Raw genomic sequence first — 23519 nt, forward strand, 5'->3', positions numbered from 1 at the left:
CCAGCGCCACCCGAGAGAGCCGAGAACACCATGACCGCTCCCGCCTTCCGCACCGAGCACGACCTGCTCGGCGACCGACAGGTTCCCGCCGACGCCTACTGGGGTGTGCAGACCCTGCGCGCCGTGGAGAACTTCCCCATCACCGGCCTCCCGCTGGGCGGCCACGCCCACCTCGTGCGGGGCCTGGCCGCGGTCAAGCTCGCCGCCGCCCGCGCCAACCACGAGCTGGGCCTGCTCGACGCCGTCCAGACCGGCGCCGTCGTGGCGGCCTGCCAGGAGATCCTGGACGGGCGCCTGCACGAGCAGTTCCGCGTCGACGTGATCCAGGGCGGCGCCGGCACCTCCACCAACATGAACGCCAACGAAGTGATCGCCAACCGCGCCCTGGAGCTGCTCGGCGCCGCCAAGGGCGAGTACTCCCGGCTGCACCCCAACGACCACGTCAACCTCTCGCAGTCCACCAACGACGCGTACCCCACCGCCGTGAAGATCGCCACGATCACCGGCGTGCAGGAGCTGCTGGCGGCCCTGGAGGTCCTGGAGGACGCCTTCGCGGACAAGGCCCGAGAGTTCCGCACCGTGGTGAAGATGGGCCGCACCCAGCTGCAGGACGCCGTGCCCATGACCCTGGGCCAGGAGTTCGGCACCTACGCGGTCATGATCCGCGAGGACCGCCAGCGCCTGGCCGAGGCGAGCCTGCTGGTCCACGAGATCAACCTCGGGGCCACGGCGATCGGCACCGGGCTCAACGCCCCGGACGGCTACGCCGCCGCGGCCTGCCGTCACCTGGCGGCCGTCACGGGCCTGCCGCTGGTCACCGCCGTCGACCTCGTGGAGGCCACCCAGGACGTCGGGGCCTTCGTGCACCTGTCCGGGGTGCTCAAGCGGGTGGCGGTGAAGCTGTCCAAGATCTGCAACGACCTGCGGCTGCTCTCCTCCGGGCCGCGGGCCGGGCTGGGCGAGATCAACCTGCCCGCGGTGCAGTCCGGCTCCTCGATCATGCCCGGCAAGATCAACCCGGTGATCCCCGAGGTCGTCAGCCAGGTCGCCTACGAGGTCATCGGCAACGACGTCACGATCACCATGGCCGCCGAGGGCGGGCAGCTGCAGCTCAACGCCTTCGAACCGGTCATCGTCCACAGCCTGCACAAGAGCGTCGCCCACCTGCGGGCGGCCTGCACCACGCTCACCGAGCGCTGCGTGCGCGGCATCACGGCCAACGAGGACCACCTGCGGGCCTCCGTCGAACACTCCATCGGCCTGGTGACCGCCCTGAACCCCCACCTGGGCTACGCCACCGCCACCGCGATCGCCCAGGAGGCCCTGGCCTCGGGCGCCGGCGTCGCGGAGCTGGTGCGCGAGCGCGGCCTGCTGACTGCCGAGGAGCTGGGCCGCATCCTGCGCCCGGAGCGTCTCGCCAACCTGACCGTCTGACCCGTCCACGAGCTCGTCCTCCACCCACGAAGGAGACCGACCCATGTCCGTCCACCACCCGGACCGGCGCCACGCCACACCGGCCCAGCCGCCCACCGCAGCCCTCGACGTGCTCCACGCCGAGGACGAGGGCTACCACAAGGGGCTCAAGCCCCGGCAGATCCAGATGATCGCGATCGGCGGCGCCATCGGCACCGGCCTCTTCATGGGCGCCGGCGGCCGGTTGGCCAGCGCGGGCCCCGCCCTCGTCCTCGTCTACGCGGTCTGCGGGTTCTTCGCGTTCCTCATCCTGCGGGCACTCGGCGAGCTCGTCGTGCGCCGCCCGTCCTCGGGCTCGTTCGTCTCCTACGCCCGGGAGTTCTACGGCGAGAAGGCGGCCTTCTTCACCGGCTGGCTGTACTGGCTCAACTGGGCCATGACCGCGATCGTGGACATCACGGCCGTGGCGCTGTACATGAAGTTCTTCGCCCGGTACTGGGCGCCCATCGGGGACGTCCCGCAGTGGCAGTACGCCCTCGCCGCCCTCCTGCTCGTCGTCGGGCTCAACCTCGTCTCGGTCAAGGTCTTCGGCGAGCTCGAGTTCTGGTTCGCCCTCATCAAGGTGGCCGCGCTCGTCGCCTTCCTGCTGGTCGGGATCTGGCTCGTGCTCTTCGGCACCCCGGCCGACGGCCAGGAGGTGGGCCTGACCCTCGTCGCGCAGAACGGCGGGCTGCTGCCCAACGGTCTGCTGCCGGCGGTCGTCGTGATCCAGGGCGTGGTCTTCGCCTACGCCTCCATCGAGCTCATCGGCACCGCGGCCGGGGAGACGGAGCGTCCCGAGAAGGTCATGCCGCGCGCCGTGAACACGGTGATCGTGCGGATCGCGGTCTTCTACGTCGGGTCCCTGACCCTGCTGTCCCTGCTGCTGCCCCACACGGCCTACAAGGCGGGGGAGAGCCCCTTCGTGACGTTCTTCGGGTCCATCGGCGTGGCCGGCATGGACACCGTGATGAATCTCGTGGTGCTCACCGCGGCGCTGTCCTCGCTCAACGCCGGGCTCTACTCGACCGGCCGGATCCTGCGCTCCATGTCCCTGGCCGGGTCGGCCCCCCGCTTCGCGGGCCGGATGAACCGTGCCGGCGTCCCGTACGGCGGCATCGTGCTGACGGCGGCGGTCGCGGTGCTGGGCGTGCTGCTCAACGCCCTCGTGCCGGCCCAGGCCTTCGAGATCGTGCTGAACCTCGCCTCGGTCGGGATCATCAGCGCCTGGGGGATGATCATGCTCTGCCACCTGCGGCTCGTCTCGTGGTCCCGGCAGGGGAGGGCGGAGCGCCCCGGCTTCCGTCTGCCCGGCGCTCCCTTCACCGGCCGGCTGACCCTGGCGTTCCTCGTGGCCGTGGTCGTGCTGATGGCCTTCGACTCCCCGGTCGGGACCTGGACCGTCGCCTCCCTGCTCGTGCTCGTGCCCCTGCTGGTGCTCGGCTGGTACCGGTGCCGCGACCGGGTGCACGAGATCGCCGCGGCCCGTGCGGCCGCCGCCCGCACCGCGCCGGCGGCGACCGAGCCCGCGGAAGCGCCCGTCCGGTAGGGATCGTGTCCACCGGGACACGCGCCCCCGGGGACCAGGCCGGTGTCCGTCTCCCGACGGGCGCCGGCCTCGCCGCGTCCTGCGCCGCGGCGGCAGCCCGGGGGTCGCGACCGTCCGCGCGTGCCCTACCGCAGGACGGCGCGCACGCCGGGTCGCACGGCGACGACGAGCCACGCGGCGTCGACGGCGACCTTGAGCAGGGCCGGGACGAGGGACAGCGTCGACCCGACGGGCACGGCGAAGAAGAGCACGAGGTTGAGCAGGGTGAACAGGATCGCCATCGAGGCGAGGACGATGCCCACGATCCAGGCCCACTGGCGTCGCTCGCGCAGCGGGAAGTACACCACCGCGTAGAGACCCGCGCTGACCACGACACCCACCAGGAACATGGCGACGGTGAAAGCCGTGCCCATCGCTCCCGCGCCGGTCGCACCCTGCTCGGGCATCGTGACGAAGCCGACCGCGCTGCCGAGCACGCTCACGGTGAAGGAGGCGACCGTGAGCCTCAGCAGCAGTCGCAGGTCCGCGCTCGGGGGCGGGGCGGCCGGGCGCCGCCGCGTGTACGGGGCGTCCCCCGGCCGCCAGGCAGCTCCGTGGGACCGCGGGTCGCGGGGCTGGGACATGGTCGGCTCCTCCTCGGCGCAGGGCCCCGCAACGGGGTCCCGGGACCGAACCTATACCGCGCGGTAGCCTCCGTGGACGCGGCCGCCGGAGACGACCGCTGCGTGCCCGATCATGACGGGGCGCCGGCGCTCCCTGCCGCGACGAGCGCCGCGGTCGCCGAGGCGATCGCCTGCTCCTCGTCCGTGGGCACCACGAGCACCTCGATCGCCGACTCCGGCGCCGAGATCCGCCGGATCCCGCGCGAGCGGGCGGCATTGGCGTCGTCGTCGAGCACGACGCCGAGGGCGCCCAGCCGGTCGCACACGCGCTTGCGGAAGGCGACGGCGTTCTCGCCGATCCCGGCCGTGAAGACCAGGGCCTGCGCGCCGTCGACCGCCACGTGGTAGCCGCCGACGTACTTGGCCAGGCGGTAGGCGGCCATCGCGAGGGCCAGCTCCGCGCGCTCGTCCCCGCGGTCGGCGGCCTCCTGGACGGCCCTCATGTCGTGGTCGCCGGCGATCGCCTTCAGCCCGGACTCCTTGTTGAGCACGGCGTCGAGCCCTTCGGGCGTCGCCGCCGGGTCCCGGCGCAGCAGGGAGGTGACCACGGACGGGTCGAGGTCGCCGGTGCGGGTGCCCATCACCAGGCCGGCGAGGGGGGTGTAGCCCATGGAGGTGTCGTAGGAGGACCCGTGGCGCACCGCCGTCACGGAGGCGCCGTTGCCCAGGTGCGCCACCACGCAGCTGAACTCCGGGCGGGGGATCCCCAGGAACCGGGCGGCCTGGCCCGTCACCCAGTCGTGGGAGGTGCCGTGGAAGCCGTAGCGGCGGATCCCCCACCGCTCGTAGAACTCCTCCGGCACGGCGTAGCGCCACACGTGCTCGGGCATCGTGCCGTGGAAGGCGGTGTCGAACACGCACACCTGCGGAAGTTCCGGCCACTTCTGCAGCACGGCGCGCAGCCCCAGGACGGCGGCGGGGTTGTGCAGGGGCGCCAGCGGGGAGAGCTCCTCGATCGCGTCGATCGTGCCGTCGTCCACGAGCGCCGGGACGGAGAAGCGCTCGCCGCCGTGCACCACACGGTGCCCCGCGGCGTCGATCGTCCGCCCGTCCAGCTCGTCCTCGAGGCGCTGCGCGAGCAGCTCGAGCGCCTGCGTGTGGTCACGGACCGCGGCGCCGCCGATGTTCTCGATCAGCCCGGAGGCCAGCACGGTGCCGCCCTCGGCGCCGGGCTCGAGCTCCCGGACCTGGTACTTGAGCGAGGACGAGCCGCAGTTGACGACGAGCACGAGCATGGCGGGACTCCCTGGGTCGGTGGGGCGGGGCTCACAGGTGCTGGGCCTGGATCGCCGTGATCGCCACCGTGTTGACGATGTCGTCCACGGTGCAGCCGCGCGAGAGGTCGTTGACCGGCTTGCGCAGACCCTGCAGGACCGGGCCCACGGCCACGGCCCCGGCCGACTGCTGGACGGCCTTGTAGGTGTTGTTGCCCGTGTTGAGGTCCGGGAAGACGAACACGGTCGCCTGGCCGGCGACGGTGGATCCCGGCAGCTTGGAGGCGGCGATCGAGGCGTCCACCGCGGCGTCGTACTGGATGGGCCCCTCGACCTCGAAGTCCGGGTGCGCCTCGCGCACGATCTCCGTGGCCCGGCGGACCTTGTCGACGTCCTGGCCCGAGCCGGAGCCGCCGGTCGAGTAGGACAGCATCGCGACCCTGGGCTCCACACCGAACTGGCGGGCCGTGCGCGCGGAGGCGAGCGCGATGTCCGCCAGCTGCTGGGAGTCGGGGTTCGGGTTGACCGCGCAGTCGCCGTAGACGAGCACGCGGTCCTCGAGGAGCATGAAGAACACGGAGGAGACGATCTTCACGCCCTCGGAGGTCTTCACGAACTCGAGGGCCGGGCGGATGGTGTTCGCCGTGGTGTGCGCGGCGCCGGAGACCATCCCGTCCACGTCCCCGGTCCGGACCATCATCGTCCCGAAGTACGAGCCGTCGTGCATCCGCTCCAGTGCCGCGTCCTTCTGCACGCCCTTGTGGGCGCGCAGCCGCACGTACTCGTCGGCGTACCTCTCGCGCAGCGCCTCGTCGTGGGCGAGGTCCACCAGGGTCAGGCCCTTGTCGTCGAAGTCCAGGTCGATGCCCTCGGTCTGGCACAGCTGCGTGATCCGTGCCGCGTCCCCGAGGATCGTCAGGTCGCAGAAGCTGCGGCGGTGGATCATCTCGGCGGCCCGCAGGATGCGGGGGTCCTCGCCCTCGGGCAGCACGATGTTCTTCCGGTGCTCCCGGGCGGCCTCCACCAGCTCGTGCAGGAAGCGCACCGGCGTGCGCCGCTGCGGCCGCGGGAGGTCCAGGCGGCTGACGAGCTCCTCGCCGTCCACGCGGCGCGCCCACTCGCCCAGCGCCGCCGCGACCTTGCGCGGATGCGCCCCCGAGAGGGTTCCGCGGGACCGGGAGACCGCCCGGGCCGCGCTGTAGGTGTCGAGATCCGTGGTCAGCACGGGGAACGGCGCGGCGGCGGTCAGCTCCTGGATCCGGCCCTCCGAGGTGAACCCGCCGGTCAGGAGCATGCCCGAGGGGACGGGCAGGGCCGGGGCCAGGGCGGAGGCCATGGACGCGACGACGATGTCGGAGCGGTCCCCGGGGGTGATGACGAAGTCCCCGTCGGCGAGCTGGTCGAGGTAGTGGCCCACCGTCATCGCGGCGACCTTCACGCCCTTGACGTCGCGGTCCAGGGAGGCCGGGGCGGACCCTTCCCCGAAGCCGTGCCGGTCCCGCAGCTCGCCCACGGTCGGCGCGGCCACGGCGTCGTTCTCGGCCAGGACGTACACGGGCAGCCCCCGCACGCCTCGGGCCGCCTCGCGCTCGATCCGCTCGACCCACTCGGGCCGGGCGCGGTTGACGATGACCGCGAAGATGTCGCACCGGGCCTGGTTGAGCTCGGCGCGGGTGACCTCGACGGCGTTGAGCACGTCCTCCGGGGTCTCGGACTCGGCGGCGCCGATGACCGCCAGGACGGAGGCGCCCAGGTCGTTGGCGATCCGGGCGTTCATGTCGAACTCCGCGGTGGCCGCGTTGTGGGCGAGCAGGTCGGTGCCGTCCACGAGGATCACGTCGCAGTGCCGGGCCATCTCGCCGTAGACGCCCACGGCGGTGCCGTCGAGCTCGTCGTGGTTGCCGGCCGCGAGCAGCTCCCGTGTGCGGGCCAGCGAGACGCCGCCGCGGCAGCGCTCGTCCGGCAGGTCGAAGCTGCGCTTCATGAGCTGGACCATGGGGTCGTCCGCGGGCGTCGAGCCGAGGTGCACCGGCCGGAGGAAGCCCAGCCGGTCGGTCTTGCGGAACAGCGAGTCCGCCAGCCCGAGTGCGACGAGCGACTTCCCGGACTGAGGGGTCATGGCGCTGACGTAGATGCCTTGGGTCATGGTCGGGACGTCCTCCGGTGAGCCGGCGCGGGCGATGTCCCGGCCCAGTCTAGGCTTCCGCGGCTCCGCGGCATCCCGGGCCCGGCCGGCGCGCCGACCCGCCGGGCGGGGCCGGGCCGCTCACGCCAGGGAGAGGAACATCTTCTCCAGCTCCGCCTTGTCCAGGGCGGGATCGTCCTGGCGCAGGCACTGCTCGAGGCCGGTGGCGATGATGCTGAACCCGGCCCGGTCGAGGGCGCGCGAGACCGCGGAGAGCTGCGTGACCACGTCCTTGCAGTCGCGGCCCTCCTCGAGCATGCGGATCACCGCGCCGAGCTGGCCCTGGGCCCGCTTGAGACGGTTCATGGTGGGGGTGAGGTCCTGGGGATCGAGTTGCACGGGGCGCTCCTGAACTGGTGGTCGACGGACACGATTCTATACCCCCAGGGGGATAGTGCATACCTCCAGGGGTATCGGGGTCGGGGAGCGTCCCCGCCGGGGTGTCGCCCGTCCGCCGACGGTGGAAGACTGGGGGCATGCTGGTTGCCTTCTCCGTCTCCCCGTCCGGCGGGTCCGATCCGAGCGGATCCGTGCACGAGGCCGTCGCGGCCGCCGTCCGCGTGGTCCGCGAGTCCGGCCTGCCCAACCGCACCGACGCCATGTTCACGACCCTCGAGGGCGAGTGGGACGAGGTCATGGACGTCGTCAAGCGCGCCACCGAGGCCGTGGGCGCCTACGGGTCCCGGGTCTCCCTCGTCCTCAAGGCCGACATCCGCCCCGGCCGCACCGGCGAGCTCTCCGGCAAGGTCGAGCGGCTCGAGGCCGCGATCGAGCGGCAGGCGCTCGAGCCCTGAACCGTCCCGCCACCGGTGTCCGCGTCCGCCCGGTCGGGCGGATGGCAGCGTGAGCCGCTCCTCCCCCCGCGCCGCCCGGCGTTCCTCCGGCGAGCGCGAGCCCGGCGGACCCGTGGCCGGCAGCTACGAGATCTCCACCGGCACCGCCGAGCTCGTCCCGGACGAGTACGCGCCCGGCTCCTGGGTGCTGCACGTCAACGGCGTCCCCTCCTCCCACGTGGATCCGGGCCACCCCGAGCGCCTGGACTTCGAGTACATGCGCTGGGTCGCCGCGCTCGTCGACGCCCACGTGGCCGCCCACCTGGACCCCTCCGCCCTGCGAGTGCTCCACCTCGGCGGGGGCGCCTGCTCCCTGGCCCGCTTCCTCGCCCACGCCCACCCCTCGGCCCGGCAGGTCGTCGTCGAGCTCGACGCCCGGCTCGCGGAGCTCGTCCGGGAGTGGTTCGACCTCCCCCGCGCCCCGCTGCTGCGGATCCGGGTGGGGGAGGCCCGGGCGGTCACGGAGTCCCTCACGCCCGCCACGCGCGACGTCGTGGTCCGCGACGTCTTCGCGGGTGCCGTCACGCCCGAGCCGCTGACCACCGTCGAGTTCGCCCGGCACGTGGACCGGGTGCTCGCCCCGGGCGGGCTGTACGTCCTCAACTGCGGGGACACCCGGGACCTGGCCGGGGCCCGGGCCGAGGCAGCGGCGCTGTCCGAGGTGTTCGAGCACGTCGCCGCGGTCGCGGACCCGGCGATGCTCAAGGGCCGGCGCTACGGCAACATCGTGCTGGCCGCCTCCCACGCTCCGTTGCCGGCCGAGGGGACCCCGGCGGGCGCGACCCTGACGCACGAGCTTCTCGGCGGCGCCGTGCCCGCGCAGTACAAGGACGGGGCCTGGGTCCGCTCGTTCGTCGCCGGGACCCCGCCGCGCCGGGACCCCTGACCGCCCTGGAGCCCGGCGTCCGCCGGCGCGGCCCGTCCGGCCCGGCCCGGCGCGGCCCGTCCGGCCCGGCCCGGCTCGGCCCGGCTCGGCCCGTCCGGCCCGACCCCTCCTGCCCGGCTCCTGTGTCTCCGCGGTTCCTCCCACCCGCGACGGGTCGCGTCGCGTGGGTCGATCCCGCGGCGGGTCCGGTGTTGCCGGTGCGAGGGGGTTTCACGTCCGGTGACGTCCCCTCGCGGGGCGGGGGTCGCAGGACGCGACTCCTCGCGCGGTGGGGTCAGTGGGGTGGGCGCACTCCGGCCAGGGTCACGGTCACGAGCCGGTGCACGGCCGCGGCCGAGTCCAGGCGGCCGGCGGCGGTGAGGGCGTGCAGGCAGTATCCCGCCAGCTCGCCGGCGGGGACGTCGTCGCGGACGTCGCCGGCCCGTGCGCCCTCGTCGAGCAGGTCGCGGACCAGCCCGAAGAGGTGTTCCTGGGCCCGCTGGATGTGCTCGCCCCGGTGCAGCAGCGCGGCGAGCTCGGTGCCGTGGCGCTCACGGGAGAGCTCCGCGTAGGCCTCCAGCACGTCGGCGAGCCGGTCGGCGGCGGGGCCCGGCCGGTCCCGGATCGCCACGAGGCGGCCCACGTGGTCGGTGATCCGGCGCTCGTGCCATGCCGTGAGCAGTGCGTGGGCGTCGGGGAAGTACTTGTACAGCGTGGCCCGTCCCACCCCGGTCCGCCGCGCCACCGCGGACATCGTGACCGACGCGGGCCCGTGCTCGGCCACGAGTCCGTCCACGGCGTCCAGGGCGGCTTCGCGGACCGCCCTGCGGTGCGACTCGATCGTCTCGTTCCACAGCTTCGGCACGGCTCCATGCTACGTGGCGCCGATGTCAGGACGCTCTGCCTTTTCTTCGACACTGTGTATCGATAAACTGGCGTCACCGCTGCACGCGGCGCCCACCCGGAGCAGAGGAGACCCGTATGGCCGACCACACCTCCGAGTCCGGGGCCCACCGTGGCGGCGAGGGCTCGGAACGCGGGCCGGGGATGCCTCGCTGGGTGAAGATCTGGGGCGCCGTCCTGTTGCTCGTGCTCGGACTGCTCGTCCTGGCGGCCGTGCTCGGTGGGCCGGGTGGGCACGGTCCGGGCCGGCACGCGTCGGCAGCCCCGGCTGCCGCGCCCGTCGGCGCCCCGGCGCCGGGCACCCAGGATCCGGGCCGGTGGCCGTGACCATGGGGCCGCGGCTGCGCAGGGCCGCGCTGCTCGCGCACGTGGCCGCCTCCGTCGGGTGGTTCGGCGCGGTCCTGGTGGTCCTGGCACTTGCTCTGGTGGGCGTGCTGGGGCAGGACCCGCTGAGCGTGCGCGGCGCGTACCCGCTCATGGAGCTGGTGGCACGGTCCGTCCTGGTGCCGCTGGCGGTCCTGTCCCTGGTGACCGGGCTCGTCATGTCCCTGGGCACGGCATGGGGCCTGTTCCGGCACTGGTGGGTCCTGTTCAAGCTGGCGCTCACGGTGCTCGCGACCCTGCTGCTGCTCACCTATCTGCCGGCCCTCGAGCTCATGGCCCGGACGGCGGGGAACGCGGGCGCCGGCCTCGACGCGGTCCGGAACGTCTCGCCGGTCCTGCACGCCGGCGCGGCACTGCTGGTGCTGCTCGCGGCCATGGTCCTGGCGGTGTTCAAGCCGCGGGGCCTGACCCAGTACGGGTGGCGGAAGGGCCGTCGGACGGCACGTTGATCCGGCCCCGCTGCCGTCGGCGGCCCGGTCCCGGACGTCGGTGGCGTGGTCAGCCGAAGGCCACGATGCGGAAGTACAGGTTGCGCGGTGTGTCCTGGAGGGGGACGGTGACCACGGCTCCCGCGCGGTTGCGATAGGTCACCGGCTGCTCGAGGACGTCCTTCGAGCCGCTCCGGTTGCGCGCCGCCTCAAGGGGCCACAGATTGTCGTACGCGTCGCGTCCGGCCCACTGCAGATCGCGCACGTGGTCTGCCTGGTAGGTTCCCCAGGCGTATCCGTAGTGCTGGAGCAGCCGGCGGAACTGGTCCTGCTTCGCCCCGCCCCGGATCGCCCCGACCCGCGTACGCGGCCAGACGGACCCGATCGTGGGGTAGTTGCGCCCGCCCGTCTCCACGCCGATCCGGATCACGGGCACGCCGTCCCGCAGCGCCGCCTCCCGGCGGACGTCCGCGAGGCCGGCCCTCGGCGGCACCTCCAGCCAGTCCGGCTCGGTGAAGAAATAGCGGGTGCCGTTGAGCGCGATGGAGGGGGCGTAGGCGCCCGGAGGCTTGAACCAGGTCATCGGGATGGCCTGGCCCGGGGTGCGGCCGGTCGGCGCCGGTGGGCCGCCCGGCCCGCCCCCCGCTCCGCCTCCGCCGGGCGGAGCCAGCGCGGCGTACTCCTCCTGCGTCGTCGCGGCGATGAAGATCTGCTTGATCAGGTCGGCGAGCTGGAACTGGTTCTCGTCGTGGGTGAGCTGCGGGTCCACCGCCGCCGGTGGGCCGTGGGCGTCGAGCTTCAGGGCTACGCCGTTCGTCCAGTGGCGGTTCAGCGAGCTCTGGACGAGGTCCCACTGCTTGCGCCACCGGAAACCGAGCAGCGCGGCCTCGATGAAGGCGCTCAGTCCGAACTGCAGCGCGAAATGGGCGGTCGCGGCCTTGTCGAACCGGAGACGGAGGTCTCCGCGGTCGAAGAGGAACCCGACCCTCCCCCCGAGACGCAGTCCCGCCAGCGCCGAACCCGTGGCGGACAGGCCGAACCCGAGACGCGCCACCTCCAGGCCGACGGCCCGGCCGACGGCGTCGAGCCGGCCGCTGACGCTGGCCGAGAGCCGGACGTAGCCCCCGACGTCCAGATCGGCCAGACCCCGCACACGCTTGGCGAAGGGCGCCAGTGCGACCAGGGTGCCGGGATCGGTGCCGAACAGACGCAGCGCCTGGGCCTGCCAGGGCTCGACCCCGATCTGGATGTTCCTGAGCCACCCGGCGTAGAACGTATCCAGGTTCAGGCTCGCGCCGGCGGACGCCCGGAGGTCCACCCGGACGCCCAGTTTCGGGATCGGGATGGTCAGCAGCGTCATCTCCGCGAGGCGGTGTCCGAGGGTCCTGGTCGGTGCGTTGCGGGGAGTGATCAGGTTCCAGTCCGGAAGACGCACGACCTCGGCGCCGGCGGGGCGCTTCCCCGCCCGGATGGCGCGGTTGCGTTCCTCGTCCTCCCTCATCGCCCTGCGGAACCGCGCGCCCATCCCGATCTGGCGCTGCAGGGGCGGAGCGGGCCCGCCCGCGCCGCTGCCCTCGAGCATGCCGCTGACGGCGCGGTTGCCGGCCGCTCGCTGCAGCGCCAGGAGCGACACCGGGCGGTCCGTCCGCGTGCCGGCGTCGTGCGACGTCCTGGCGGGCACGCGAGGAGCCGTGGCGCGCGCTTCTCGGGAGTCCGTCATGCCGGTGCTGACCGGACGATCTCGCGGCATACCGCACACTGTCCTCCGGCCACCGGGGCGTGCGGAGCCGGACCGGGACGCCGTACGGGACGATCACGGTGCCCCTCGGGGCAGTCACCGTGTGCCGGGGGTGCCCGGAGACCGTGGGCGGGAACGCCGGATCCGGGGGCGCGGGAGCGCCGGCGGGGCCCTTCCCGGGCGGCGGCCCCGTGCCTAGGCTGGGCCCATGACCAGCACACTGTTCGCGGTCGTCGTCGACTGCAACGATCCCGCGACCCTGGCCCGCTTCTGGTGCGACGCCCTGGGCTACTCCGTGCACGGCGAGGCGGAGGGCTACGTGGGCATCGCCCCCGCGGCAGGCGCCCCGGGCCCGCACCTGGACTTCGTCCTCGTCCCCGAGCCCCGGACCGTCAAGAACCGGCTGCACCTGGACCTGCGGGCGGTGGACACGGACCAGGCGACGGAGGTCGCTCGCCTGGAGTCCCTGGGCGCCCGACGGGTGGACGTGGGGCAGGGCCCGGCCGTGACCTGGGTGGTGCTGGCGGACCCGGAGGGCAACGAGTTCTGCGTCCTCGCCGATCTCGAGGACTCCTGAGCCGCTGCGGTCAGGCGGCCGTGCCGTCCAGGTAGAACCACCGGCCGTCCTCGCGCCGGAACCGGGAGCTCTCCCGCTGGGTCCCGCGGGCGCCGCCCGGGCCCCGCCAGTGGGCGGTGAACTCCACGCCTCCCTCCGTGTCGAAGGGGCCGCCGCCGGTGGTGCCGTGGACGTCCAGCCGGGTCCAGCGCAGCGAGGGGTCGAGGTCCACGGACGAGGGGCGGGTGCTCGGGTGCCAGCTGGCCAGCAGGTAGGCCTCGTCCCCGGCCGCGAAGGCGGTGAACCGGGAGCGCATGAGCAGCTCGGCCGTGGGGGCGGGGCGCCCGCGGTGGAAGCGCCCGCAGCACGCGGCGTAGGTCTCTCCGGTGCCGCAGGGGCAGCGGGCGTCGTCGTCGATCATGTCCTCGATCCTCCCACCGCGAGGTTGCGGAGGAGGGCCATGGGAGGTCCTCCGGTGGCCCTCTTCCGCAGCCTCGCGGGGGAGGGGGCGGGGGAGGGGGTCAGGCCATCCAGCCCTCGACCACGCCCTTGCCGAAGAACAGCACGAAGGCCGCCGCCACCACGTACATCAGCGGGTGGACCTCCTTGCCGCGGCCCTGCACCAGGCGGATGAAGACGTAGGAGACGAAGCCCGCCCCGATGCCGTCGGCGATCGAGTAGGTGAACGGCATGACGGCGAACGTGAGGAAGGACGGCACGGCCAGGCCCCAGTCGTCCCACTCGATGCGCATGACCTGCTTGGCCATCAGGAAGCCGACCACGACCATCGCCGGGGCCACCGCCTCGAACGGGACCACGTTGACCAGGGGGGTGATGAACATCGCCAGCAGGAACAGCACACCGGTGACGATGTTCGCCAGGCCCGTGCGGGCGCCGTCGGCGATGCCCGTGGAGGACTCCACGAAGATCTGGTTGGAGGACACGGAGCCCGCGCCGCCGGCGATCGCGCCCGCGGCGTCCACGAGGAGCACCTGGTTGACGTTCTCGATCCGGCCGTTGCGGCCCACCAGACCGGCCTGCTGGGAGAGGCCGACCATGGTGCCCATCGCGTCGAAGAAGATCGACAGCAGGATCGTGAAGACGAGCAGCAGCGCCGCGAGGGCGCCGAGGCTGCGGAACGCCTCGAGCGGGGCGGCCGAGCCGACGAGCGAGAGGTCCGGCAGCGCCACGAAGGAGGTGGGCGCGGAGGGCACCACGAGCGACCAGCCGGTGGGGCTGTCCACCGAGGACCCGGAGGGCACCACGGCCTCGAGCACGTGGGCGAGGACCGTGGTCGCCACCACGGAGATCAGGATGGCGCCGCGGACGTTGCGCACCATGAGGGCCAGGGTCAGCAGCAGCCCGACGACGAACGTCAGCATGGGCCAGCCCAGCAGCGCTCCGCCCTCGCCGAGCTGCACCGGGACCGTGGTGCCGGCGGCGTCCGGGATGCGCGTCACGAACCCGGCGTTGACGAACCCGATGAGGGCGATGAAGAGCCCGATGCCCACGACGATCGCGGTCTTCAGGGACGGCGGCACGGCGTTGAACACGGCGGTGCGGAAGCCGGTGAGCACCAGCACGAACATGACCAGGCCCGCCCACACCACCAGGCCCATGACCTGCGGCCAGGTCAGCCCCGGGGTGGTCACGATCGTCACCGCGAGGAACGCGTTGACGCCGAGACCGGTCGCGAGCGCGAAGGGCGCCCGCGCCACGAGGCCCATGAGGATGGTCATGACGCCCGCGACCAGCGCGGTCACGGCGGCCACGCGCTCGCCGCCCAGGACCTCGCCCGCACTGTCGGGCCCGTAGCCGAGGATGAGCGGGTTGAGGACCACGATGTAACTCATCGCGATGAACGTGGCCACGCCGCCGCGGACCTCGCTCGCCACGGAGGATCCGCGCTCGCTGATCCGGAAGAAGCGGTCGAGGCCGTTGCCCGGGGGGCGGGACGAGGAGTCCGTGGAGACGGGTGCGGGGGTGGACATGGCGCTCCTGGGTGCGGTCGGCGGCGTGGGTGGCGGCCCGGGTGCGGGCCGCCGCAATTCTACGCCGGGGCCGGAGGTCCTCCGGGGCGTCGGTGCCGGTCAGCGGGGCGGGGCATGACCGACGTCACTGCTGGGCCGAGGCCTCCGTGTCGCCGCCGGTCTCGACGTAGGTGTCGGGGTCCTTGTCGACGACCTCGACCCCCTCCAGGTGGTGGTGCATGAACCCCGCGAAGCGCACCGCCATCTCGTGGCGCTCCTCCAGGCCGAAGTGCAGGCGGACGTCGGCGAGACCCTGCCGCTCCTCCTCGGCCATGTGGTCCCCGTTGACCTGGTCGAGCTTCGCCACGGCCGCGAACCAGGCCGGGCTACCGAGCGCCTGCTCGTCGACGGCCCGTCCGGCGTCGCGGATCTCGTTGTGGTCCTCGATCGCGTCCTCGGTCTCCTCCTCGGCGCTGTCCGCGTCCGCGGCGCCCTTCCCCCGGGCCAGCAGCGCGGGGTAGAGGTACTGCTCCTCCGCCTCGGCGTGGGCGTCCAGCAGGTCGCGCAGCCGGCCCCAGACCGCCACGAGGGCGTCCGGCCGGCCCGGGCCGATCTCCTGGATCATGGCGAAGAGTCGGCGCTGCTCGGCGTGGTCGTCGAGGATGAGCTGGGCGATGTCCATGGGATGACCTTCCGGGGTCGGGGTCGGGCGTGGCGCGGCAGCTGGGCACGAGCCCGTGTGGCGGACGGCACACAGGGGGAGATGCTCTCAGACACACCATATCGAAGACCCCGTGTCAACCCCTGTGTCACGCCGCGACGGTTCGTGGCGGATTGTGACGACAGGCGTGACTGTCCCGGGGAAGCCGCGAACAATCGAAGCCATGACACAGACGACGCGCGCACCCCGCGCTGCCCGGAAGCCGAAGCCCGAGGGGCAGTGGAAGGTCGACGGCCGGGAACCCCTGAACCCCAACGAGGTCTTCAAGCAGGCCGACGACGGGTTGAACGTGCGCGCGCGCATCGAGGAGATCTACTCGAAGCACGGCTTCGACTCGATCGACCCCACCGACCTGCACGGCCGTTTCCGCTGGTGGGGCCTCTACACCCAGCGCAAGCCCGGCGTGGACGGCGGCAAGACCGGCTCCCTGTCCGACGCCGAGATCGAGGACAAGTACTTCATGATGCGCGTCCGGCTCGACGGCGGCGCGCTGACCCGCGAGCAGCTGCGCGTGCTCGGGCAGATCTCCGCGGAGTTCGCCCGGGACTCGGCCGACGTCACGGACCGCCAGAACATCCAGTACCACTGGATCCGCGTGGAGGACGTCCCCGAGATCTGGCGCCGCCTCGAGGCCGCGGGCCTGGACACCACCGAGGCCTGCGGTGACGTGCCCCGCGTGCTGCTCGGCTCCCCGCTGGCCGGCATCGCCGAGGACGAGATCATCGACCCCACCCCGGTGATCGAGAAGATCAAGGCCACCTACATCGGCTCCCCGGAGTTCTCCAACCTGCCGCGCAAGTTCAAGTCCGCGGTCACCGGGCACCCGTCCCTCGACGTCGTGCACGAGATCAACGACATCTCGCTCGTGGGCGTCGTCCACCCCGAGCTGGGCCCCGGCTACGACCTGTGGGTCGGCGGCGCGCTGTCCGTGGTCCCGTTCCTGGGCAAGCGGCTCGGCGCCTTCGTGACCGAGGAGCAGGCCCCCGAGGTCTGGGCCGGGGTCACGGGCATCTTCCGCGACTACGGCTACCGGCGGCTGCGCAACCGCGCCCGCCTGAAGTTCCTGGTCCAGGCCTGGGGGCCGGAGAAGTTCCGGCAGGTGCTGCAGGACGAGTACCTCGGCTACGAGCTGGCCGACGGCCCGGCGCCGGCGAAGTCCGCGACCCCCGGGGACCACATCGGCGTGCACCGGCAGAAGGACGGCCGCTTCTACATCGGCGTGGCCCCCCGCGTGGGCCGCGTCTCCGGGCAGAAGCTGCTCGCCCTGGCCGACGTCATGGCCAAGTACGGCAGCGACCGGCTCCGGACCACCCCGCACCAGAAGCTCGTGCTGCTCGACATCGAGGAGGCCGACGTCGAGGCCGTCGTCGCCGACCTCGACGCCCTGGACCTGCAGGCGCGGCCCTCCGCGTTCCGCCGCTCGACCGTGGCGTGCACCGGCATCGAGTACTGCAAGCTCGCGATCGTCGAGACCAAGCAGACGGCCTCCGACACGATCGACGAGCTGGAGCGCCGCCTCGCCGACGTCGAGCTGCCGCACCCGCTGGCCCTGCACGTCAACGGCTGCCCCAACTCCTGCGCCCGCATCCAGACGGCGGACATCGGGCTCAAGGGCCAGCTGCTGCCCACCGACGACGGCGGTCAGAAGCCCGGCTTCCAGGTCCACCTGGGCGGCGGGCTCGCCCAGGACGACCGCGCCGAGGCCGGCCTGGGACGCACCGTGCGCGGCCTGAAGGTGTTCTCCGACGAGCTGCCCGACTACGTGGAGCGGCTGGTCCGGCGGTTCCTGGACCAGCGCACGACCGATGAGACCTTCGCCGAGTGGACCCTCCGGGTCGAGGAGACCGAACTCGTATGACCACCACCGACACGAGCGCACGCACCGGGCTGCGCGACGAGACGCAGCTGCGTGCCCTGGCCGCCGCCGGCGCGGCCGCGCTGCACGCCGAGCTGGACGCCGAGGGCCGCGTGCCCGCCTCCGGCGAGGCCTCCACGCAGGAGGCGATCCGCTGGGTCGCCGAGAACTTCGACCTCTCCGAGGTCGCGGTGGCCTGCTCGATGGCCGACGCCGTGCTCCCGGCCCTGGTGGCCGAGCAGCTGCCCGGCGTGGACGTGCTCTTCCTGGAGACCGGCTACCACTTCCCCGAGACGATCGGCACGCGCGACGCCGTGGCGCACATGCTCGAGATCAACGTCGTGGACGTGCTCCCGGAGCTGACCGTGGCCGAGCAGGACGAGCGGATCGGCAAGGACCTCTTCGCCACCGACCCGGCCCGGTGCTGCTCGATCCGCAAGATGGAGCCGCTGAAGAAGTCGCTCGAGGGCTACGAGGTGTGGTTCACCGGCGTGCGCCGCGACGAGTCCTGGACCCGCACCAACGCGCCCATGGTGACGTTCGACGAGACCCACAAGCTCGTCAAGGTCAACCCCATGGTCCGGTGGACGCTGGACGACCTGGTCGAGTGGTCGCAGGAGCACGGCGTCCCCGTGAACCCGCTGATGTCCGAGGGCTACCTCTCCATCGGCTGCGCCCCCTGCACCCGTCCCACCGCGCCCGGGGAGGACCCGCGCGCGGGTCGCTGGGCCGGCAACGACAAGACCGAGTGCGGCATCCACCTGTGAGCGCACCCATCAGCGAAACGACGACGGAGGCACCCGTGAGCGCGACCCTGAGCGCACCCGACACCACCCCGGTCCCCGGCGCCCACCCCGAGGCCGGCGTGCACAGCAGCCTCGACGCCCTCGAGGCCGAGTCCATCCACATCCTGCGGGAGGTCGTGGCGGAGTTCGACCGCCCGGCCATGCTCTTCTCCGGCGGCAAGGACTCGGTGGTCATGCTGCACCTGGCCGCCAAGGCCTTCTGGCCGGGGCGGATCCCGTTCCCCGTCCTGCACGTGGACACCGGGCACAACTTCCCCGAGGTCCTCGACTTCCGGGACCGCACGGTGGAGCGGCTGGGCATCCGCCTGGTCGTGGCGAGCGTGCAGGACTACATCGACGACGGCCGGCTCCTGGAGCGCGCCGACGGCACCCGCAACCCGCTGCAGACCCTGCCGCTGCTGGACGCCATCGCGGAGAACAGGTTCGACGCCGTCTTCGGCGGCGGCCGCCGTGACGAGGACAAGGCCCGCGCCAAGGAGCGGATCCTGTCCCTGCGCGACGAGTTCGGCCAGTGGGACCCGCGCAACCAGCGCCCCGAGCTGTGGACGCTGTACAACGGCCGGCACACCCCGGGCCAGCACGTGCGGGCGTTCCCGATCAGCAACTGGACCGAGCTGGACATCTGGCGCTACATCGAGCGCGAGAACATCGAGCTGCCGCCCATCTACTACGCCCACGAGCGCGAGGTGTTCCGCCGCGACGGGATGTGGATGGCCGTCGGCGAGTTCTCGGCGCCGACCGGGGCCGAGGCCGTGGAGCACCGGACGGTGCGCTACCGCACCGTGGGTGACATGTCCTGCACCGGTGCCGTGCTCTCCGGGGCGCGCACCGTCTCCGACGTGGTGGCCGAGGTCGCCGTGTCCACGCTCACCGAGCGCGGGGCCACCCGCGCGGACGACAGGATCTCCGAGGCCGCCATGGAGGACCGCAAGAAGGACGGGTACTTCTAGAGATGACTTCCCCCAGCACCGCCGCGCCGTCCCCCGAGCACGCGTCCACCATCGATCCCGGGTCGCTGTTCCGCTTCGCGACCGCCGGGTCCGTGGACGACGGCAAGTCCACGCTCGTGGGCCGCCTGCTGCACGACGCCAAGGCGATCCTCGCCGACCAGCTCGAGGCCGTGGGCCGCACCTCCGCCGAGCGCGGCTTCGGCGGCGGCACCGGCCGGCTCGACCTCGCCCTGCTGACCGACGGCCTGCGCGCCGAGCGCGAGCAGGGCATCACGATCGACGTCGCCTACCGCTACTTCGCGACCGACCGCCGCTCGTTCATCCTGGCCGACTGCCCCGGGCACGTGCAGTACACGAAGAACACCGTCACCGGCGCCTCGACCGCCGACGCCGTCGTGCTGCTCGTGGACGCCCGGCACGGCGTGGTCGAGCAGACCCGCCGGCACCTGGCCGTCACCGCCCTGCTGCGCGTGCCCCACGTCGTCGTCGCCGTGAACAAGATCGACCTCGTGGACTACGACCGGGAGGTCTTCGAGCGGGTCGCCGCCGACGCCCGCGACGTCGCGGCCCGCCTCGGGGTCGAGGACGTGCACGTGGTGCCGGTCTCGGCGCTGGAGGGCGACAACGTGGTGGACCGCTCCGAGCGGACCCCCTGGTACACCGGGCGGCCGCTGCTGCGGGTGCTCGAGGAGCTCCCCACGGTCGACGAGTCCGGGCGCGGCACCGCACGCCCCTTCCGGTTCCCCGTGCAGTACGTGATCCGCCCCCAGGGCGGCACGGCCCCGGGTCTGGACGCCGAGGCCCTGTGGGACTACCGCGGCTACGCGGGCCAGATCGCCTCGGGCACCGTCGCGGTCGGCGACGAGGTCGTGGTCCTGCCCGCGGGCCGGCGCACCACGGTCACCGGCATCGACGTGGCCGGCACCGCGTCCGCGCCCGGCGCGCCCCTGCCCGGCGAGCAGCTCACGGAGGCCGCCGCGCCGCTGTCCGTGACCCTGCGGCTGGCCGACGACATCGACATCGCCCGAGGGGACCTCGTGGCGAGTGCCGACGACGAGCTGCCCGAGCCCACCCGGGACCTCGTGGCCTCCCTGGCCTGGCTGGGGGAGCGTCCGCTGCAGCCGCGCGCCCGCGTGCTCGTCAAGCACGGCGCCGCGACGGTCCAGGCCATGGTCACGGAGCTCGAGGGCCGGCTGGACCTGGAGGAGCTCGAGCTGCAGGACGCCTCGACGCTCGAGCTCAACGACATCGGCCGCGTGCGGCTGCGCCTGGCCTCCCCGCTGCCCGTCGACCCGTTCGACCGGCTGCGGCGCACCGGGGCCTTCCTGGTCGTCGACCCCGCCACGGGCAACACGCTCGCCGCCGGGCTCGTGCGGGACGCCTGAGGTGGGGCGGCAGCAGCCGCCGGCCCTCACCACGGTGACGGCCGGCGAGGGCGGGCGCCCCGCCACGGGCCGTCGCCGGGCGGGCTGGCCGCTGGTGCTGGCGGCCCTCCTGCTCCTCGCCGCCCTGACGGCGACGGCGACCGCCCTGCGCGTCAACGGGACGTTCTCGGCGTGGGAGGCCGCGGCGGTCGAGACCTCCGACGCCGGGCAGCTGCGCCTGGGCTACTTCGGCAACCTCACCCACGCCCCGGCCCTCGTCGGGGTGCACGAGGGGATCCTCGCCCAGGAGCTGGGCGGCACCGAGCTGTCCCCGCAGGTCTTCGGCAGCGGGCCCACCGCGATCGAGGCCATGAACGCGGGGACGCTGGACGCCGCGTTCGTCGGCCCGAACCCCGCGATCAACTCCTACGTGCAGTCCGACGGGCAGTCCCTGGCGATCGTGGCGGGTGCGGCCTCCGGCGGCGCCCAATTCGTGGTCTCGAGCGACGTGGCCGGCGCGGACGACCTCGCGGGCCGCTCCTTCGCGACCCCCGAGTTCGGGGGCACCCAGGACGTGGCCCTGCGGACGTGGCTCGCCGAGCACGGCTGGGATGCGGACGGGGACGGCGACCGTGCCGTCGCCATCACCCCCATGCCCAACGGCCAGACCCTGCAGATGCTGCGCCAGGGCCAGATCGACGGCGGCTGGCTGCCGCAGCCCTGGGCCACCCGGGCCGTGCAGGAGGAGGGCGCCAGGGTGCTCGTGGACGAGCGGGAGCTGTGGCAGGACGGCCGGTACCCGACCACGGTCCTCGTGGTGCGCCGGGACTACCTCGCCCAGCACCCGCAGACCGTGGAGAAGCTGGTCCGCGGCCTGCAGCGCTCGGTGGACTGGCTCCACGCCCACGAGGACGACCCCGTGACGACGGCGGGGACCCTCAACGCCGCGCTCGAGCAGGCCGGCACGGAGCCCCTGCCGCAGAGCTCGCTCGTGGGCGCGCTCGGCGCGCTCGAGTGGACCGTGGACCCGCTGCTCCGGACGTACCCCACGCTGCTCGCGGACGCCGTCGCCGCCGGGACCACGCAGGACGCCTCCCTCGAGGGGCTCGTGGACACCCGGCTGTTGGACCGCGTGCGCGCGACCGCCCAGGACCCGGCTCCCGCCCAGGCACCGGCTCCCGCCCAGGACCCGGCTCCCGCCCAGGCACCGGCTCCCGCCCAGGACCCGGCCCCGGCCGGGGACGAGGGGGCACGACCGTGACGGCGATCCGGCTCGAGAGCCTCAGCAAGAGCTTCGACGCGGCGGACGGCCCCGTCCTCGAGGACGTGGACCTGACCGTGGAGAGGGGACAGTTCGTGGCCCTGCTCGGCGCGTCCGGCTGCGGGAAGTCCACGCTGCTCAACATCGTGGCGGGCCTGGAGCGGCCCAGCGGCGGGTCCGTGACCGTTCCGGCCGAGGGCGCCGCCCTGATGTTCCAGGACGCCGCGCTGTTCCCGTGGCTGAGCGCGCGCCGCAACGTGGAACTGGCGCTCGAACTGCGCGGCGTGCCCCGGGGCCGGCGCACGGAGCGCGCTCAGGAACTGCTGCGGCTCGTGCGGCTCGAGCACGCGGGGGACAAGCGCCCGCACGAGCTCTCCGGCGGCATGCGCCAGCGCGTGGCCCTGGCCCGGGCGCTCGCCCAGGAGCGGGAGGTCCTGCTCATGGACGAGCCGTTCTCGGCCCTGGACGCCATCACGCGGGACCTCCTGCACGACGAGCTCCTGCGCATCTGGCGGGCCACTGGCCGCACGATCGTGTTCATCACCCACAACGTGGGCGAGGCCGTGCGCCTCGGCCAGCGGGTGCTGCTGATGTCCTCCCGGCCCGGGCGGATCGTCCAGGAGTGGGACACCCGCCCCTGGAAGGACCCGGACGCCTACGGCTTCGAGGGAAACGCCCAGTCGCTCGACGAGACCCTCGGCGAGCTCACCCGCACCATCACCGGACGACTCCGGGAGGAGATCAGCCGCCATGCGCGATGACACCGCAGCCCTGCGGGTGCCGCCGGCCGTGCTCGGCACCCGCCCGGCCGTCGACCCCGCGGAGGCGCCCGTTGCCTCGGGCGTTCCCTCGGCGCCGGCACCCGGGGCGGCTCCCGCGGGCGATCCCCGGTCCGCCGCACACCGGGGCCCGGACGCTGCGCCGGACCCCGCGCCGGCCCGGGCCGCCGCTCCGGCCGCGGCGGGCGACGAGCTCGCCGGCCTGGACGCGCTGCAGACCGAGCGCACCCGCCGGACCCCCGTGGCCGACGTGCTGCGCACCAAGGTGGCGCCGCCGGTCGTGGCCCTGCTGTTCGCGCTGCTGCTGTGGCAGCTGCTGGTCGCCGTCGTGGGACCCCGCCCGGACGTGGTGCCGGGGCCGCTCGACGTCGCCCGCGAGACGGTGGTGCTGCTCTCCGACGGCACGGTGCTCGGTGCCCTCGGCACGAGCCTGTGGCGCGGGATCAGCGGGTTCCTCATCGCGGTGGCCGTGGCCACCCCGCTGGGCCTGCTCGTGGCCCAGTGGCAGGGGCTGCGCAACGCCGTCGGACCGCTCATCTCCGGGCTGCAGGTGCTGCCCTCCGTCGCGTGGGTGCCCGCGGCGATCATCTGGTTCGGGCTCTCCGACGCCACGGTGTACTTCGTGGTGCTCATGGGAGCCGTCCCCTCGATCGTCAACGGCATGCTCGCGGGGGTGGACCAGATCCCGCCCCAGCTGCGCCGTGCCGGCCACGTGCTCGGGGCCTCCGGCTGGACGATGGCGAGCAGGATCGTGCTGCCGGCCGCGCTGCCCGGCTACGTGGCGGGGCTCAAGCAGGGCTGGGCGTTCTCGTGGCGCTCGCTCATGGGCGCCGAGCTCATCGCGATCGGCGGCTCCATCGGCTTCGGTCTCGGCTCCCTGCTCGCACAGGGCCGGACCGTGTCGGACATGGCCGTGGTGATGGTCGCGGTGCTCGCGATCCTCGCCGTCGGCATCCTCGTGGAGCTGCTGTTCTTCAACCCCGTGGAGCGCCGTCTGCTGCGCGGGCGGGGCCTGCTGGGCCACCGGTCGTGACCCGGCACACA

Annotated in this window: 23 protein-coding genes; 14 read left to right on the plus strand and 9 right to left on the minus strand. The window is 73.3% G+C overall.

Translation table 11 applies throughout. The annotated features are described in order from the left end of the window. Positions 1–30: 30 nt before the first annotated feature. On the plus strand, positions 31–1434 hold the full coding sequence (locus tag ACH9EU_RS00220) for an aspartate ammonia-lyase (protein ID WP_396411915.1): 1404 nt from the start codon (positions 31–33) through the stop codon (positions 1432–1434). Positions 1435–1477: 43 nt separating this feature from the next. Continuing rightward, the gene (locus ACH9EU_RS00225) at positions 1478–3001 is read left to right on the plus strand and encodes an amino acid permease (RefSeq protein ID WP_396411916.1); all 1524 of its coding nucleotides are present in this window, start codon (positions 1478–1480) and stop codon (positions 2999–3001) included. Between the two features lie 125 nt (positions 3002–3126). Here ACH9EU_RS00225 and ACH9EU_RS00230 read toward each other — a convergent pair whose 3' ends face one another. The 4 genes from ACH9EU_RS00230 to ACH9EU_RS00245 all read right to left on the minus strand — a co-directional run bounded on the left by ACH9EU_RS00230 (position 3127) and on the right by ACH9EU_RS00245 (position 7401). Beyond that, the gene (locus ACH9EU_RS00230) at positions 3127–3624 is read right to left on the minus strand and encodes a hypothetical protein (RefSeq protein WP_396411917.1); all 498 of its coding nucleotides are present in this window, start codon (positions 3622–3624) and stop codon (positions 3127–3129) included. Positions 3625–3734: 110 nt separating this feature from the next. Then, positions 3735–4898: an acetate/propionate family kinase gene (locus tag ACH9EU_RS00235; protein WP_396411918.1), complete on the minus strand. Its 1164-nt coding sequence runs from the start codon at positions 4896–4898 to the stop codon at positions 3735–3737. A gap of 31 nt (positions 4899–4929) precedes the next feature. Then, on the minus strand, positions 4930–7023 hold the full coding sequence (gene pta, locus ACH9EU_RS00240) for a phosphate acetyltransferase (RefSeq protein ID WP_396411919.1): 2094 nt from the start codon (positions 7021–7023) through the stop codon (positions 4930–4932). A 120-nt stretch (positions 7024–7143) separates the two neighbouring features. Next, positions 7144–7401: a metal-sensing transcriptional repressor gene (locus ACH9EU_RS00245; protein ID WP_396411920.1), complete on the minus strand. Its 258-nt coding sequence runs from the start codon at positions 7399–7401 to the stop codon at positions 7144–7146. A gap of 137 nt (positions 7402–7538) precedes the next feature. Between ACH9EU_RS00245 and ACH9EU_RS00250 the strand changes: the two genes are divergently transcribed. Both ACH9EU_RS00250 and ACH9EU_RS00255 read left to right on the plus strand, forming a co-directional pair. Next, positions 7539–7856, plus strand: a complete 318-nt coding sequence (locus ACH9EU_RS00250) for a thiamine-binding protein (RefSeq protein ID WP_396411921.1) — start codon at positions 7539–7541, stop codon at positions 7854–7856. A 49-nt stretch (positions 7857–7905) separates the two neighbouring features. Then, on the plus strand, positions 7906–8781 hold the full coding sequence (locus tag ACH9EU_RS00255; protein WP_396411922.1) for a fused MFS/spermidine synthase: 876 nt from the start codon (positions 7906–7908) through the stop codon (positions 8779–8781). 274 nt (positions 8782–9055) lie between these two features. Here ACH9EU_RS00255 and ACH9EU_RS00260 read toward each other — a convergent pair whose 3' ends face one another. Continuing rightward, the gene (locus tag ACH9EU_RS00260) at positions 9056–9625 is read right to left on the minus strand and encodes a TetR family transcriptional regulator (protein ID WP_396411923.1); all 570 of its coding nucleotides are present in this window, start codon (positions 9623–9625) and stop codon (positions 9056–9058) included. Between the two features lie 116 nt (positions 9626–9741). Here ACH9EU_RS00260 and ACH9EU_RS00265 point away from each other — a divergent pair, with 116 nt between their 5' ends. Together ACH9EU_RS00265 and ACH9EU_RS00270 are read left to right on the plus strand one after the other, a co-directional pair. After that, the gene (locus ACH9EU_RS00265; protein ID WP_396411924.1) at positions 9742–9990 is read left to right on the plus strand and encodes a hypothetical protein; all 249 of its coding nucleotides are present in this window, start codon (positions 9742–9744) and stop codon (positions 9988–9990) included. Beyond that, the gene (locus ACH9EU_RS00270; RefSeq protein ID WP_396411925.1) at positions 9981–10496 is read left to right on the plus strand and encodes a DUF2269 domain-containing protein; all 516 of its coding nucleotides are present in this window, start codon (positions 9981–9983) and stop codon (positions 10494–10496) included. The genes ACH9EU_RS00265 and ACH9EU_RS00270 overlap by 10 nt, the downstream gene beginning before the upstream one ends. A gap of 49 nt (positions 10497–10545) precedes the next feature. On the opposite strand, the gene ACH9EU_RS00275 is transcribed toward ACH9EU_RS00270, so the two are convergent. Continuing rightward, positions 10546–12195: a hypothetical protein gene (locus tag ACH9EU_RS00275; RefSeq protein WP_396411926.1), complete on the minus strand. Its 1650-nt coding sequence runs from the start codon at positions 12193–12195 to the stop codon at positions 10546–10548. Positions 12196–12421: 226 nt separating this feature from the next. Here ACH9EU_RS00275 and ACH9EU_RS00280 point away from each other — a divergent pair, with 226 nt between their 5' ends. Continuing rightward, on the plus strand, positions 12422–12790 hold the full coding sequence (locus tag ACH9EU_RS00280; protein WP_396411927.1) for a VOC family protein: 369 nt from the start codon (positions 12422–12424) through the stop codon (positions 12788–12790). 10 nt (positions 12791–12800) lie between these two features. Here ACH9EU_RS00280 and ACH9EU_RS00285 read toward each other — a convergent pair whose 3' ends face one another. From ACH9EU_RS00285 to ACH9EU_RS00295, 3 genes are all read right to left on the minus strand, one after another. Next, on the minus strand, positions 12801–13190 hold the full coding sequence (locus tag ACH9EU_RS00285; protein WP_396411928.1) for a YchJ family protein: 390 nt from the start codon (positions 13188–13190) through the stop codon (positions 12801–12803). Positions 13191–13290: 100 nt separating this feature from the next. Continuing rightward, positions 13291–14760, minus strand: a complete 1470-nt coding sequence (locus tag ACH9EU_RS00290; RefSeq protein WP_396411929.1) for a solute carrier family 23 protein — start codon at positions 14758–14760, stop codon at positions 13291–13293. A gap of 124 nt (positions 14761–14884) precedes the next feature. Next, entirely contained in the window at positions 14885–15421 is a 537-nt protein-coding gene (locus ACH9EU_RS00295) for a hemerythrin domain-containing protein (protein ID WP_396411930.1), read from the minus strand. Positions 15422–15623: 202 nt separating this feature from the next. On the opposite strand from ACH9EU_RS00295, the gene ACH9EU_RS00300 reads away from it, so the two are divergent. From ACH9EU_RS00300 to ACH9EU_RS00330, 7 genes are read left to right on the plus strand one after another with little or no spacing between them, the layout of a single operon-like run. Beyond that, positions 15624–17318 (plus strand): nitrite/sulfite reductase, encoded by a 1695-nt coding sequence (locus tag ACH9EU_RS00300; protein WP_396411931.1) that lies wholly within the window; start codon positions 15624–15626, stop codon positions 17316–17318. Further along, positions 17315–18082: a phosphoadenylyl-sulfate reductase gene (locus ACH9EU_RS00305; protein ID WP_396411932.1), complete on the plus strand. Its 768-nt coding sequence runs from the start codon at positions 17315–17317 to the stop codon at positions 18080–18082. The genes ACH9EU_RS00300 and ACH9EU_RS00305 overlap by 4 nt, the downstream gene beginning before the upstream one ends. An 8-nt stretch (positions 18083–18090) precedes the next feature. After that, positions 18091–19071, plus strand: a complete 981-nt coding sequence (cysD, locus tag ACH9EU_RS00310) for a sulfate adenylyltransferase subunit CysD (RefSeq protein WP_396411951.1) — start codon at positions 18091–18093, stop codon at positions 19069–19071. Positions 19072–19073: 2 nt separating this feature from the next. Then, entirely contained in the window at positions 19074–20456 is a 1383-nt protein-coding gene (locus tag ACH9EU_RS00315; protein ID WP_396411933.1) for a GTP-binding protein, read from the plus strand. 1 nt (position 20457) lies between these two features. Further along, entirely contained in the window at positions 20458–21696 is a 1239-nt protein-coding gene (locus ACH9EU_RS00320; RefSeq protein WP_396411934.1) for an ABC transporter substrate-binding protein, read from the plus strand. Further along, entirely contained in the window at positions 21693–22457 is a 765-nt protein-coding gene (locus tag ACH9EU_RS00325; protein ID WP_396411935.1) for an ATP-binding cassette domain-containing protein, read from the plus strand. The genes ACH9EU_RS00320 and ACH9EU_RS00325 overlap by 4 nt, the downstream gene beginning before the upstream one ends. Further along, entirely contained in the window at positions 22447–23508 is a 1062-nt protein-coding gene (locus tag ACH9EU_RS00330; protein WP_396411936.1) for an ABC transporter permease subunit, read from the plus strand. Before ACH9EU_RS00325 ends, ACH9EU_RS00330 begins: the two co-directional genes overlap by 11 nt. Positions 23509–23519 lie beyond the last annotated feature (11 nt).

Source organism: Kocuria rhizosphaerae, from assembly GCF_044462265.1.
Lineage (GTDB): Bacteria > Actinomycetota > Actinomycetes > Actinomycetales > Micrococcaceae > Kocuria > Kocuria rhizosphaerae.